Below are 13,352 nucleotides of genomic sequence, written 5' to 3'. Positions count from 1 at the left end.
CCGCGGGTGCTGGAGCTCGACGGCATCGACCTCGAGGTGCGGGAGGCGCGCAAATGAGAGCGAACGGCATCGACATCAACGTGACGGTCACCGGCGCCGGCCCGGCCATCCTGCTGCTGCACGGTTTCCCGCACACCTCGCGGGTCTGGTCCGCCGTCGTTCCCTCATTGGCCCGTACGAGGCGGGTCATCGCCCCCGACCTGCGCGGCCTGGGCGGCACCACCCGGGCGGCCGACGGCTACGACGCTGGAACGCTGGCCGACGACGCCGTGGCGCTGCTCGACGCGCTTGACGTGACCGACACCGAGGTGATCGCGCTCGACTTGGGCGTGCCCCCGGCCGTGCTGCTGGCGTTGCGCCATCCCCACCGGGTGCGCCGGCTCGTCGTGATGGAGGCCGTCCTCGGGGGACTGCCGAGCGACTTCACGCCGCCGTGGTGGTTCGGCTTCCATAGTGTGCCCGGCCTGGCCGAGAGCGTGCTGGCGGGCCACGAGGGCGAGTACTTGGACTTCTTCCTGCGAGCAGGAACGTACGACGGAACGGGCGTCACGAAGGATGTGCGCGACGATTTTGTGGCCGCCTATCGAGGGCGGGACAGCCTGAGATGCGCGTTCGAGCACTATCGCGCAATGCCGCTCAGCGCCCGCCAACTCGCGCACCAAACGAGCAACAACGGCCAACCCGCGCAGCAGTCGAGCAGTCGGCTGACGATGCCCGTGATCGCGCTTGGCGCCCGTCCGGTCGGTGACGCGCTGTATCGGCAGTTGGCGCCGATCGCCGACCAGTTGGACGGGCACGTCATCCCCGAGTGCGGACACATCGTGCCGCTGGATCGGCCCGAGGCGTTGCTGGCCTACCTGTAGGCGGCCGGCCGGCGCCCGTACGGGTCGGGGTCGGTCCACAGCGTCGTCGGCGCCGCCTTGCGCACGATCGGCAGCACCTCGGCCGCCAGTCGTTCGAGCATGGTCAGTTGTTGCTCGTGCGGGATCATCGTGGGCAGGCTGAACGACTGCAGATCGTGCCCGAAGCCCTCGTGGAACCAGAGGATCTTCTCGGCGATCTGCTGCGGCGAGCCGACCAGCACCGGCCCGCGCGCGATGGCGTCGTCGATCGTCGCGAACGTCATCGCGTTGCCCGGCGTGTGGTTCCCCGGCTGGTTGAAGTAGGCCACGATCTTCTCGTACGTGGGGCCGAACGCCTCTCGGGCCTCCTGCGTCGTGTCGGCCAGGTAGAGGAAGCCCGCCCCCGCCCCCACGTAGGCGAACCGCGGGTCGTGTCCGTGGTCGGCGTACTGCTGCCGATAGTGGTCGATCAGCACGGTGTAGTTGTCGCGCGGCTGGATGGCGTTGGCCGAGAACAGCGGGTCACCCCACTTGGCCGCCAGCTCGGCCGACGTCGTGGTGGTGGCCGAGCCGTGCCAGATCCGCGGCGGACCCGCGTACGGGCGGGGGAGGCTCGTCACCCCGTCGAGCGGGCCCCGGAACCGGCCCTTCCACGTCACGTCTTCCTCGCGCCAGAGGCGGCGCAGCAGCTCGTACTTCTCGGCCAGGGCCGCCCACTGCTCGCCGTCCGAGATGTTGAACATCGGCAGCTGGCGCAGCTCGTTGCCCTTGCCGATGACCAGCTCGAGCCGGCCCCGGGAGAGCTGATCGATCGTGGCGTAGTCCTCGGCCACCCGCAGCGGGTCGAGGATCGACAGCACCGAGACGCCGGTCTGCAGGCGGACCCGGCTGGTGGTGGCGGCGATCGCGCCCAGCAGCACGCCGACCCCGCTGGAGAGGAACGACCCGGCGTGCCGCTCGCCCAGCGCCACCGCGTCGTAGCCGAACTGCTCCGCGTACCGGGCCGACGTCAGCGCCTGGGCGAAGCGTTCGTCGGGCCGGATCTCGCGCCCGGTGACCGGGTTCTTGAGGTTGGGCAGGATGTCGAGGACCTGGAATCTCATCGGCGCTGCCATTCCTCGGCGAGCAGTTGGTAGGAGCGCACCCGGTCGGCGTGGTCGTGGGTGATCGTGGTGATGGCCAGTTCCTGGGCGCCGGTCGCGTCGCGTAGTTGCTCGAGTTTGTCGGCGACCGTGGTGGGGGAGCCGACCAGCTGGGTGTCGAGCCGGTCCTGCACGAGCTCGCGGTCCTCGGCGGTCCACTCGTGGCGGGCCGCCTCCTCGGGCGTGGGGAAGGCGATCGCACCCAGCCCGCTGCGGATGCTGCGCACCCACAGGCCGTAACCTGAGGCCAGCACGGCCGCCTGCTCGTCGGTCTCGCCCACCACGACGTCGGCCGAGACCGAGACGTACGGCTCGTCGAGCTCGGCCGAAGGCTTGAAGGCGGCCCGGTACGCCTCCACGGCGTCGAGCACCGTGCTCGGCGTGTGGTGGTAGCCGGCCACGAAGCGCAGGCCCTTGGCCCCGGCCACCGTCGCGCTCGACCCGCCGGAGGCGCCGAGGATCCACACCTGGATCTGCGCGCCCTCGCCGGGGAAGGCGTGCACCGCCACCCCTTCCGGGCTCACATACGTGCCGGCCAGGAACGCCAGGATGTCCTCGACCTGCGACTCGTAGCCGGGCGTGTAGGCGCCGGGCTGTTGCAGCAGGTCGAGCAGGGCCGCCACCTTGGCCCCCGAGCTCTTGAGCAGCTTGTTGAAGTCGTACCGCTTGGGCAGCAGCAGCCCGTTCTCGGCGCGCTGCTCGGTGCTGTGGTCGCCGCCGCCGCGTTGTGCGCTGTACGCCTGCACGGCGGCCGGAACCGCGGCCCGATCGTCGGCCGGGGCCGGTTTCGGCCGCCCGATCGATCGGCCCAGCCCCAAGTCGAGCCGGCCGGGATAGGCCGCGTCGAGCAGCCCGAACTCCTCGACCGTGGCCAGCGGCTGCCGGTGCCCGAGCTGCACCCCCGCCGACCCGAGCCGGATGCTGCTGGTGGCCCCGGCGACCAGCGCGATCGAGACGGCGGGGGAGGCGCCCAGCACCCCGGGGTTGAGGTGGTGCTCGGCGAACCAGTAGCGGCGGTAGCCGAAGCGTTCCGTCTGCTGCGCGAGATCGACCAGGTTGCGCAGCGCGTCGGCGGTGGTGGCGCCACTGCTGCGCGGGATGAGATCGAGAACGGCCAGCGGTGTGCTCATGGCCCGACCCTAGGTTCTCCGGCCCCCAAAGTCTATAAAGCCCATGGGAGATGCGCGTCTACTCGAGCTCTGCACCGATCGGCGCGGCCACATCGTGGTGGCCGCCGGGTGCCGGCTGACCCGGTTCTCGATTTTCGTCACACTCGTGACTGTTCCCTTTACCTATAAAGGCTATAGGATTTGTGGGCAGCTCGAGCTTGGGGAGGGCTCTATGTCGGGACGCCAGGATCTACTCTTCGCGCTGGAGGTGGACGGCTCGGGCCCACCGGGCGCGGGGACGGACGTCGCGGCGCTGATCGGCCACCTGAGCGCGGCCGAGGCGGCCGGGTTCGTCCTGGCCACGTTCGACGATACGCCGCTGCCGGTCGCCGGCGGGCGGATCGAGGCGGGGGTGCGGGCCGCGTTCGCCGCCCGCCGCACCAGCCGGATCGGGCTCGCGCCGACCCTGCACGCCACCGTGACCGAGCCGTTCCACCTGGCCACCCAGCTGGCCTCGCTCGACCACGCGTCGCTGGGCCGGGCCGGCTGGGTCGTCGGCGCCGCCAACAGCGCGGCCGCGCACGCCACGATCGGCGGCACGCCCCTCGCCGAGCCGGACGGCCTGCGCCGCGAACTGGCCGACGTGATCGAGGTCGCGCGGCAGCTGTGGGATTCGTGGGAGGACGACGCCGTCATCCGCGACGTCGCCACCAGCCGGTTCCTCGACAGCGACCGCGTGCACCACATCAACTTCACCGGCGAGCGGTTCTCGGTCGTCGGCCCGCTGATCACCCCGCGGCCGCCGCAGGGCCAGGTGGTCGTGCTCGGCTCCGACACGCTGGGCGTCACCGAGAACCTCGACATCGCGCTGATCGCCGCGGCCGACCTGGGTGAGCTGGCTGATCGGGCCCATGTCGCCCATACGGCCGGGGCGCCGCTGGTCTTCGCCGAGGTCGAGGTGCGGCCGGACGAGGGGGAGCCGTCGGGCCGGCTGCGGGTGACCGGCGACGACGAGCTGCGCGAGGTGCTCGACCGGCTGGCCGGGATCGTCGACGGCGTCCGGCTGCACCCGGCCGACCTCGCCACCGACCTGCCCCGGATCGCCGCCGCCGTGCCGATCCGCCCGCCGTCCGGCCCCACCCTGCGGGCCGCGCTGGGCCTGGCCCGCCCGGCCAACCGATTCGCGGCGGTGGCCCGATGAGCCGGCAGCTGCACCTGGGCCTGTTCTTCACCGGCGTCGGACCCCAGCTGATCTGGAGCGCCGACAACTTCGCCGCGCACACCCACATCGACACGTTCGCCGCCACGGTGCGGACGCTGGAGCGCGGGTTGTTCGACGCCTTCTTCCTCGGCGAGGGGTTGCGCGTACGGGAAAATCGCGGACGCGTGCACGACCTGGACGTCGCCGGCCGGCCCGATGCCATCACCCAGCTCGCGGCGCTGGCCGCGGTCACCGAGCGGATCGGCCTGGTCGCCACCCAGAACACGACCTACAACTTCCCGGCCGACCTGGCCCGGCGGCTGGCCGGCCTCGACCTGGTCTCGGGCGGCCGGGCCGGCTGGAACATCGTGACCACCGACAACGCCTGGACCGGCGAGAACTTCCGGTACGGCGGATGGCTGCCGCACGAACGCCGCTACGAGCGGGCCGGCGAGTTCGTCTCGGCGGCGAAGGAACTGTGGGCCGGGCAGGCCGTGGAACGCCACTCCGACCTGATCGACCTGGTCGCGAGCCCGACCGTGCCGCCCAGCCCGCAGGGACGGCCCGTGCTGTTCCAGGCCGGCGACTCGGCCGGCGGCCGCGACCTGGCCGCCCGGCACGCCGACGTCGTGTTCTCGGCCAACACCGACTTCGACAAGGCCCTCGCGTACGCCGCCGATCTGCGTTCGCGGCTGGTGGCGTACGGGCGCTCGGCGGACTCCGTGCGGATCTTGCCGGGGGCCTTTGTCGTGCTCGGGGACACGCCGGAGGACGCGGCCGAGCGCAACCGGTGGATCGAGCGTGAGCAGACCAACGGGCCCCGGGCGATCGCGTTCCTCGAGCAGTACTGGGGCAAGGACCTCTCCGGCTACGACCCGGACGGGCCGCTGCCCGACATCGAGCCCGCCGACGGGGAGCTCGACCCCTCGCGCGGCACGATCTCGATCGAGCACCGTACGGGCAAGGCCGAACGCATCGCGGGCTGGCGCAGGCTGGCCGACGAGCGCGGGCTGTCCATTCGCGACCTGGTCATCGAGGTCACGCCGCGGCACAACGGCTTCGTCGGCACGCCGGGGCAGGTGGCCGACGAGTGGGCCCGCTACCTGGCGGCCGGGGCCGTCGACGGCTTCAACCTGCTGCCCCAGCTGCTGCCCGGCACGATCGAGGACGTCGTCGACCGGCTCGTCCCCGAGCTGCAGGAACGGGGCATCTATCGGACCGCGTACGAGGGGGAGACCTTGCGCGAGAATCTGGGACTCTCATGACCGAGCACGCACTGACCACCAACCAGGACCTCGACCCGATCCGGCTGCGGCAGGCCTTCGGGATCTTCCCCAGCGGCGTGGTCGCGGTGGCGGCCGAGGTCGACGGCGTGTGCCTCGGGCTGGCGGCGAGCTCGTTCACGTCGGTCAGCCTCGACCCGCCGCTGGTCTCGTTCTCGATCGCCAACACGTCGAAGACCTGGCCCGACCTGCGCCGCGCGGCCCACCTGGGCGTCACGATCCTGGCCGACCGGCACGGCGGCCTGGCCCGTCAGCTGGCCGGCCCGGTGGCGTCCCGCTTCGACAACGTGGACTGCCTGTTCAGCCCGGACGGCGCGGTCACCCTGCCCGACGGCCTGGCCCAGTTCGACACGACGATCTATCGCGAGGTCGAGGCGGGCGACCACACGATCGTCCTGCTCCGCCTGCACGCCGTGCAGCAGGCCGACCACTCGCTGCCGCTGGTCTTCCACCGCAGCGCCTTCGGCCTGCACCCGCACCAGGCGGACGGGTGATTATCAGGCCGGAAACGAGACCTGAGTGACGGTGGCGATGCCGGCCGGTGGGCTCTGCTCGTGCATGGTGATCCGGTCGCCCGGCCGGAGGTGGCGCCACCCCTCCGGGCCGAGCGGGGCGAGTCGCACCGGCCCGCGGCCGCCGGCTGCCAGCTCCGGTCCACCCTCGACCCAGATGCGGGCTATGCGCAGGTCGGGGTGACCCTCCGGCATGACGAGCCCGATGTCCCAGAGCGGCCGCGCCACCCCGTCGGCCGGAATCGCGACCCGGCGCGCGCCCGGCCGGTCCGGGCCGAACAGCTGGAGGTCGGCGCGGATGATGCCGTGCCGAGTCTCGGCCGCGCGCCAAAGACACCAGGCCCGCGGCAGGTTCATCTCGGCCGCGGAGGCGGCGAGAAGCTCCCAGTACGCCGTCCCGGCCGGGAAGGCCTCACCCAGCTCGGTGAGGATGCCGTGCGCGACCTCCAGCTCACGGTGCTCGAGGTATTCGACGGCATCGGCCAGGGTGACCCCGGTCGCACTGGCCACCCCGTCCGGAACCAGGGCGGCCGCTTGGTGCAGCGGGTCGAGAAGGTCCATTTGTCAGGCGCGTTTGACGGCGACCGTGACGCGGCGTTCGGTGGCGAAGATGGTGCCGGCCCAGCCGTCAGGGTCGTGGAAGGCCAGGCTCGTCGCGCCGTCGGGGGAGGACCGGTCGGCGACGATCGTGAAGGCCCGCGGCAACTGGCTGCGGTAGAACGACAGCACGGCCTCGGGGTCCGGAGCGGTCAGCGTGAACGACGCGCCCGAGCGCCGGTCGGACAAATCGGTCACGTGGCTTCCCGGTGGCAGGGGGAAGGCCGACGGCACGTTCCGTACGGTGGTGGCGTCGCGCCGGGAGACGGGGCGGGCCTCGCGGGTGTCGGCCCGGACGGCGGCCGCGGGCTCGCTGCGCTGGGCCGGTGAGCTGGGCGCGGGGCTGCCGCAGGCGCCGAGGGCGGGCGCGGCGAGCAGGGTGGCCAGGACAGTGACGAACCGCCGCGCAGTCATGTCGTTCATCATCCGCCATTCGGTCAACCCGCGCCGCCGTACGTGTGTGTCAGTGGCCACGTCTCCGTCATCTGGACGTCATTTTCTGTTTCCTGCCCGTAATGTTGGTTGCTGCCCCGGGCGGCTTTGTGCCGTGCGAACGGCCGACAGGAACCTAGCGCTAGGGATGGTGCACGCCCGGTGACCGTAACGACGACTGATCTGCGTCTTATTGACCTTCCCGCGATCGACGTCGAGCCGGAATCCCCGGCCCTCTTCCACTCCGCATCGGCCCCCGTCCGGCGCACCCTCGTCGATGTGCTCGACGCCACCGTGCAGGCCCACCCGAACGCCCGCGCGCTCGACGCCGGCGGCACCGCGCTGACCTACCGTGAGCTGGCCGACCGCATCGAGCTGGTCCGGGTCGACCTGGCCGGCCTGGGTGTCGGCGTCGGCGACCGGGTCGGCATCCGCGTCTCCTCGGGCACCTCGGAGCTCTACCTCGCCATCCTCGGCACGCTGGCCGCGGGCGCCGCCTACGTGCCGGTCGACGCCGACGACCCTCAGGAGCGGGCCGAGCTGGTCTTCGCCGAGGCCGACGTGAGCGCGATCATCGGCGACAACCTGAAGATCACCCTGCGCCGTACGCCCGAGGGCCGCCCCGGCCGCCCCGCCCCCTCCGACGACGCCTGGATCATCTTCACCTCCGGCTCCACCGGCACCCCCAAGGGCGTGGCCGTCTCGCACGGCTCCGCGGCCGCGTTCGTCGACGCCGAAGCGCAGCTCTTCCTGGCCGACGACGACGCCGAGCCGATCGGCCCGCACGACCGCGTCCTGGCCGGCCTCTCGGTCGCCTTCGACGCCTCCTGCGAGGAGATGTGGCTGGCCTGGCGGTACGGCGCCTGCCTGGTCCCGGCGGCCCGCTCGCTGGTGCGCAGCGGCGTCGACCTGGGCCCGTGGCTGGCCGAGCAGCGCATCACCGTCGTCTCCACCGTGCCGACCCTGGCCGCGCTGTGGCCGGCCGAGGCGCTCGACGACGTCCGCCTGCTGATCTTCGGCGGCGAGGCGTGCCCGCCCGAGCTGGCCGAGCGGCTGGCCGTCGAGGGCCGCGAGGTCTGGAACACGTACGGGCCGACCGAGGCCACCGTCGTCGCCTGCGCGGCCCGGATGACCGGCGAGGGACCCGTACGGATCGGCCTGCCCCTGGCCGGCTGGGAGCTCGCGGTCGTCGACGCGTCGGGCATGCCGGTGGCCATGGGCGAGACCGGCGAGCTGGTCATCGGCGGGGTCGGCCTGGCCCGCTATCTCGACGCGGCCAAGGACGCCGAGAAGTTCGCCCCGCTGCCGGCCCTGGGCTGGGAGCGGGCGTACCGCAGCGGCGACATCGTGCGCGCCGAGCCCGAGGGCCTGCTCTTCCTGGGCCGCGGCGACGAGCAGGTCAAGCTGGGTGGCCGCCGGATCGAGCTGGGCGAGGTCGACGCCGCCCTGCAGGCGCTGCCCGGGGTGGCCGGCGCGGCCGCCGCGATCAAGCGCACCGCCGCCGGAAACCAGCTGCTGGTCGGCTATCTCGTGCCGCGTGAGCCCGGTTTCGACACCGCCGCCGCCTCCGAGCGCATCCGCGAGCAGCTGCCCGCCGCGCTCGTGCCGCTGCTGGCTGTCGTCGACGACCTGCCCACCCGTACTTCCGGCAAGGTCGACCGGGCCGCGCTGCCCTGGCCGCTGGCCACCGCGGGCGACGGCTCGGCCGAGCTCAGCGCGACCGAGTCGTGGCTGGCCGAGGGCTGGGAGGAGATCCTCGGGGTCCGCCCGTCCGAGCCCGGCGCCGACTTCTTCCTCAACGGTGGCGGCAGCCTCAACGCGGCGCAGCTGGTGGCCTGGATCCGGCGGACGCACCCGCAGGTGTCGGTGGCCGACGTCTACCAGCAGCCCAAGCTGTCCCAGATGGCCGCGGTGCTCGACGCCCTCGACACCACGGCCCGGGTCCGCCGCGAGGTCAAACCCACCCCCCGCCGTACGGGTGTGCTCCAGTCCCTGCTCGTCGCGCCGATGTTCGCCCTGGTCGGGCTGCGCTGGCTGACGATCCTGGCCGCCGTGGGCAACCTGATCCCGGCCGCCTGGGCCCCGAACGTGTCGTGGTGGTGGGTCGGCGCGGCCTGGCTGGTGCTGTTCAGCCCGCCCGGCCGGATCGCCGTGGCCGCGGCCGGCGCCCGCCTGCTGCTGCGCGGCGTCCGCCCCGGCAAATACCCGCGCGGCGGCGGCGTGCACGTGCGGCTGTGGGCGGCCGAGCGGCTGGCCGAGCTGACCGGCGCCACCGGCGTGGCCGGCGCGGGCTGGATGATCACGTACGCCAAGGCGCTGGGCGCGCAGATCGGCCCCGACGTCGACCTGCACTCCGCCCCGCCCGTCACCGGCCTGCTCAAGCTGGGCCGCGGCGCCGCCATCGAGCCCGAGGTCGACCTGTCCGGCTACTGGATCGACGGCGACATCGTGCGCGTCGGCAAGGTCCGCGTCGGCGCGGGTGGCCGGGTCGGCTCGCGCAGCACGCTGATGCCCGGCGCCCGGGTCGGCAAGGGCGCGCACATCGACGCCGGCTCGACCGTCACCGGCGCCGTCCCGGCCGGCAAGCGCTGGGCCGGCTCGCCCGCCGCCCCGACCGTCGACAAGGACAAGGCGGCCTGGCCCGCGCAGCGTCCCGAGCGCCGGGCCCGCCTCTGGGTGGCCGGTTACAGCCTGACCGCCCAGCTGCTCGGCCTGCTGCCCGTGGCGGCGATCCTGCCCGCGCTGGCCCTGGTGCTGAGCCGGTCGACGCTCGGGGGCGCGCTGCTCGTCGTGCCGCTGGCCGCCGTCGCCTACTTCCTCACGTACGCGCTGCTGGTGCTGGCGGGCGTGCGCCTGCTCGGCATCGGCCTGCGCGAGGGCTTCCACCCCGTACGGGGAAGGGTTGCCTGGTCGGTCTGGACGACCGAGCGGCTGATGGGGATGGCCCGCACCGCGCTGTTCCCGATGTATGCCAGCCTGTTCACGCCGGTCTGGCTGCGGCTGCTGGGCGCGAAGATCGGCCGCAACGCCGAGGTGTCAACCGTGCTCGCGCTGCCCAAGATGACGACCGTCGAGGACGGCGCGTTCCTGGCCGACGACACGATGGTCGCCACGTACGAGCTGAGCCACGGCTGGATGCGCGTGGCCCCGGCCCGCATCGGCAAGCAGGCCTTCCTCGGCAACTCGGGCATGGCCGCCCCCGGTCGCTCGGTGCCCAAGCGGGGCCTGGTCGGCGTGCTGTCGTCGGCGCCGCGCAAGGCCAAGAAGGGCTCGTCCTGGCTGGGCGCCCCGCCGATGCCGTTGCGCCGCACGGTCGAGTCGGCCGACACCAGCCGCACCTACGACCCGCCCGTACGGCTCAAGCTGGCCCGCGCCGCGATCGAGCTGTGCCGGATCGTCCCCGTCATGCTGTTCGGCGCCCTGGCCGTGCTCGTGCTGGCCGCGCTGGCCGTGGTCTGGGAGCAGTTCGGCGCCTGGGCGGCCGCGCTCGCCGCCGGCCCCGTCATGTTCGCCGCCACGATCGTCGCCGCGCTCATCGCCAGCCTGGCCAAGTGGCTGCTCGTGGGCCGGTTCAAGGTCACCGACCACGCCCTGTGGACGTCGTTCGTCTGGCGCAACGAGCTGGCCGACACGTTCGTCGAGGTGCTGGCCGCGCCGTGGCTGTTCCGCTTCGCCACCGGCACCCCGCTGCTCAACCTGTGGCTGCGTACGCTCGGAGCGAAGATCGGCCGCGGCGTCTGGCTGGAGACCTTCTGGCTGCCCGAGTACGACCTGGTGCGGCTCGGGCCCGGCGCCACCGTCAACCGGGGGTGCGTGGTGCAGACCCACCTGTTCCATGATCGGATCATGAGCATGGATGAGGTCACCCTGGCCGCCGGGGCCACGCTCGGCCCGCACGGCATCGTGCTGCCCGGCGCCAGCATCGGCGCGCGCACCACCGTCGGACCGGGCTCGCTGGTCACCCGCGGCGACGCCGTGCCCGCCGACAGCCGGTGGCTCGGCAACCCGATCGCGAACTGGGCATGACCCCACCGGGCGCCGATCACTCGACCGACTCGTACCTCCCCAGGCACGGCAACGGCGGCTATCGCGTCCTGCACTACGACCTCGACCTGGACTGCCGGATCGTCTCCAACCGGCTGGCCGGCAAGGCGATCGTCACGGCCCAGGCCGTCCAGTCGCTGAGCCGGTTCAGCCTCGACCTCGGCCAGTTCCGGGTCGAGGACGTGCGCGTCGACGGGCGCCGGGTCACCTTCACCCACCGCGCGGGCAAGCTGCGCATCAAGCCGGAACGGGCCATCGGGTACGGCGTCATCTTCACGATCGAGGTCCGGTACGCCGGCAAGCCCGTGCCGCTGTCGGGCCGGTGGGGCGACCTCGGCTGGGACGAGCTGACCGACGGCGTGCTCGTGGCCAGTCAGCCCAACGGGTCGCCGTCGTGGTTCCCGTGCAACGACCGGCTCGAGAAGGCCACCTTCCTGGTCCGGCTCACGGTGGCCACGCCGTACACGGTCGTCGTCACCGGTGACCTCGTCTCGCGGCGGCGCGGGGCGGGCACCACCACGTGGGTGTTCGAGCGCACCGAGCCGACCGCGCCCTACCTCATGAGCGTTCAGATCGGCCGGTACGAGCAGATCGAGCTCGCGCCGGGCGGGGTGACCCAGCGGGCCGCCATCCCGCCCCGGCTGCGCACCCTGTTCCGGCACGACTTCGGCCGGCACGGCGAGATCATGAGCACCTTCGAGCGGCTGTTCGGGCCGTACCCGTTCCGCGAATACTGCGTGGTGGTGGCCGACGACGACCTCGACGACCCGGTCGAGGCGCAGGGCATGGCCGTCTTCGGCCGCAACCACCTCGACGGGCGGCGCACCCACGAGCGCCTGGTCGCGCACGAGCTGGCCCACCAGTGGTTCGGCAACAGCCTGACCGTCGCCGACTGGCGGCACATCTGGCTCAACGAGGGCTTCGCCACGTACGCGGAATGGCTCTGGTCGGCCGCCTCCGGGGGCGCGTCGGCCGACAGCCATGCCACCCGCTGGCACATCTGGCTGTCGGCCCAGCCCCGCGACATCGCCGTGGCCAACCCGGGCGTGGCCCGCATGTTCGACCCGCTGGTCTACAAGCGCGGCGCGGTGGCCCTGCACGCCCTGCGGGCCCGGCTCGGCGACGGCGCGTTCTTCCCCATGCTGCGCTCGTGGGTGGGGGAGAACCGGCACTCGCTGGTCACGACCGAGAAGTTCCGGCAGCACGCCGAGCGGTTCGCGACCGAGTCGCTGAGCGAGCTGTTCACCGAGTGGCTTGACCGCCCGGCGCTTCCACCGCTGCCGCGAGTTGCTCGGTGACCGTGCCCCACCCCTCGGCGAAACCCAGCTCCTCGTGGCGCTTGCGGGCCGCCGGATCGCCGTGCCGGACGAGCACGCGATAGTCGGTGCCGTCCGGGTGGTCGGCGAACGTCATCTCCGCGGTCAGCGGCACCGGGTGCGCGTCGGCGGGCCGCCACGAGCTGTCGAGCGCGTTGGTGAAGACGATCCGTTCCAGCTCCTCGGCGAGCAGGAACACCGCGTCCAGGTGCGGGACGAAATCGACGCCGTCGTCGCTCATCCGGGTCACCAGGCCGCCGCCGGGCCGCACCTCCAGCCGGTCGACGCGGAGCACGCTGGGCGCGGGCATGAACCACCGCGCGAACTTGGCCGGATCGGTCCAGGCCTGCCAGATCTTGGCCCGCGGGGCGCGGATGATGCGCTGCAGGCTCAGGTCGAGGTCGGGGTTCATTCTTCCTCCGTGACGAATCGTTCGAGTCGGTCGGTGCGCCGCTCCCACACGCTGCGCTGTTCGGCCAGCCAGTCGTCGACCACCGCCAGGCGCTCACGGTTGAGCACACAGGTGCGGATGCGGCCCGTTTTGACGGTGCTGATCAGGCCGGCCGACTCGAGGGTGTGGACGTGCTTCATGAACGAGGGCAGGGTCATCGGGAAGGCCCCGGCCAGGTCTCCCACGCTGGCCGGACCCTCGCCGAGGCGCCGCACGACGCCCCGCCGGGTCGGGTCGGCCAGGGCGACGAAGACGGTGTCGAGCTCCTCCGCATACTGTGCCACGCGGCTAAGTATTGGCGGCCGCGATAGTTAGCGCAAGGGCTAAGTGTTGGTTTAATGCGTTGCCGCGGCCGGCGGGGCTCCCTATCGTTGAGGACACCACTACGGAGGAGCTCGAGATGTTGCGCCAAGCCACGATTGA

At 72.5% G+C, this 13,352-nt stretch carries 12 protein-coding genes; 6 read left to right on the top strand and 6 right to left on the bottom strand.

Going from position 1 to position 13,352, the window contains the following annotated elements; genetic code table 11:
• The first annotated feature begins 53 nt into the window (after positions 1 to 53).
• Complete coding sequence (locus tag JKJ07_RS00570; protein WP_202989150.1) at positions 54 to 863, top strand: alpha/beta fold hydrolase; 810 nt, start codon at positions 54 to 56, stop codon at positions 861 to 863.
• Here the strand turns inward: JKJ07_RS00570 and JKJ07_RS00565 are convergent.
• Positions 854 to 1,945: an LLM class flavin-dependent oxidoreductase gene (locus tag JKJ07_RS00565; protein ID WP_202989149.1), complete on the bottom strand. Its 1,092-nt coding sequence runs from the start codon at positions 1,943 to 1,945 to the stop codon at positions 854 to 856. The two genes, JKJ07_RS00570 and JKJ07_RS00565, sit on opposite strands and share 10 nt — an antisense overlap.
• Entirely contained in the window at positions 1,942 to 3,114 is a 1,173-nt protein-coding gene (locus JKJ07_RS00560) for an LLM class flavin-dependent oxidoreductase (RefSeq protein ID WP_202989148.1), read from the bottom strand. Before JKJ07_RS00560 ends, JKJ07_RS00565 begins: the two co-directional genes overlap by 4 nt.
• Positions 3,115 to 3,325: 211 nt before the next feature.
• Here JKJ07_RS00560 and JKJ07_RS00555 point away from each other — a divergent pair, with 211 nt between their 5' ends.
• The 3 genes from JKJ07_RS00555 to JKJ07_RS00545 are packed head-to-tail and all read left to right on the top strand — an operon-like array spanning position 3,326 to position 6,071.
• Positions 3,326 to 4,294 carry an LLM class flavin-dependent oxidoreductase gene (locus JKJ07_RS00555; protein WP_202989147.1) on the top strand — a complete coding sequence of 323 codons (969 nt, stop codon included), beginning with the start codon at positions 3,326 to 3,328 and terminating at the stop codon, positions 4,292 to 4,294.
• Complete coding sequence (locus JKJ07_RS00550) at positions 4,291 to 5,559, top strand: LLM class flavin-dependent oxidoreductase (protein ID WP_202989146.1); 1,269 nt, start codon at positions 4,291 to 4,293, stop codon at positions 5,557 to 5,559. Before JKJ07_RS00555 ends, JKJ07_RS00550 begins: the two co-directional genes overlap by 4 nt.
• Positions 5,556 to 6,071, top strand: a complete 516-nt coding sequence (locus JKJ07_RS00545; protein ID WP_202989145.1) for a flavin reductase family protein — start codon at positions 5,556 to 5,558, stop codon at positions 6,069 to 6,071. The genes JKJ07_RS00550 and JKJ07_RS00545 overlap by 4 nt, the downstream gene beginning before the upstream one ends.
• A 3-nt stretch (positions 6,072 to 6,074) precedes the next feature.
• Here the strand turns inward: JKJ07_RS00545 and JKJ07_RS00540 are convergent, their stop codons facing one another.
• Positions 6,075 to 6,650, bottom strand: coding sequence for a hypothetical protein (locus JKJ07_RS00540; RefSeq protein WP_202989144.1), 576 nt, complete (start codon positions 6,648 to 6,650; stop codon positions 6,075 to 6,077).
• A gap of 3 nt (positions 6,651 to 6,653) precedes the next feature.
• The gene (locus JKJ07_RS00535; protein WP_202989143.1) at positions 6,654 to 7,100 is read right to left on the bottom strand and encodes a hypothetical protein; all 447 of its coding nucleotides are present in this window, start codon (positions 7,098 to 7,100) and stop codon (positions 6,654 to 6,656) included.
• Positions 7,101 to 7,280: 180 nt separating this feature from the next.
• On the opposite strand from JKJ07_RS00535, the gene JKJ07_RS00530 reads away from it, so the two are divergent.
• Entirely contained in the window at positions 7,281 to 11,144 is a 3,864-nt protein-coding gene (locus JKJ07_RS00530) for a Pls/PosA family non-ribosomal peptide synthetase (protein ID WP_202989142.1), read from the top strand.
• Positions 11,141 to 12,460, top strand: coding sequence for a M1 family metallopeptidase (locus JKJ07_RS00525; protein ID WP_202989141.1), 1,320 nt, complete (start codon positions 11,141 to 11,143; stop codon positions 12,458 to 12,460). The genes JKJ07_RS00530 and JKJ07_RS00525 overlap by 4 nt, the downstream gene beginning before the upstream one ends.
• On the opposite strand, the gene JKJ07_RS00520 is transcribed toward JKJ07_RS00525, so the two are convergent.
• Entirely contained in the window at positions 12,405 to 12,890 is a 486-nt protein-coding gene (locus JKJ07_RS00520; RefSeq protein ID WP_202989140.1) for an SRPBCC domain-containing protein, read from the bottom strand. The two genes, JKJ07_RS00525 and JKJ07_RS00520, sit on opposite strands and share 56 nt — an antisense overlap.
• Positions 12,887 to 13,213, bottom strand: coding sequence for an ArsR/SmtB family transcription factor (locus tag JKJ07_RS00515; RefSeq protein ID WP_202989139.1), 327 nt, complete (start codon positions 13,211 to 13,213; stop codon positions 12,887 to 12,889). Before JKJ07_RS00515 ends, JKJ07_RS00520 begins: the two co-directional genes overlap by 4 nt.
• Positions 13,214 to 13,352 lie beyond the last annotated feature (139 nt).

Origin of the sequence: Paractinoplanes lichenicola (genome assembly GCF_016785085.1) — a bacterium.
In the GTDB taxonomy this organism is placed as follows: domain Bacteria; phylum Actinomycetota; class Actinomycetes; order Mycobacteriales; family Micromonosporaceae; genus Actinoplanes; species Actinoplanes lichenicola.
Note: the sequence above shows the minus strand (reverse complement) of the source record. Positions and strands in the feature narration are given on the sequence as shown.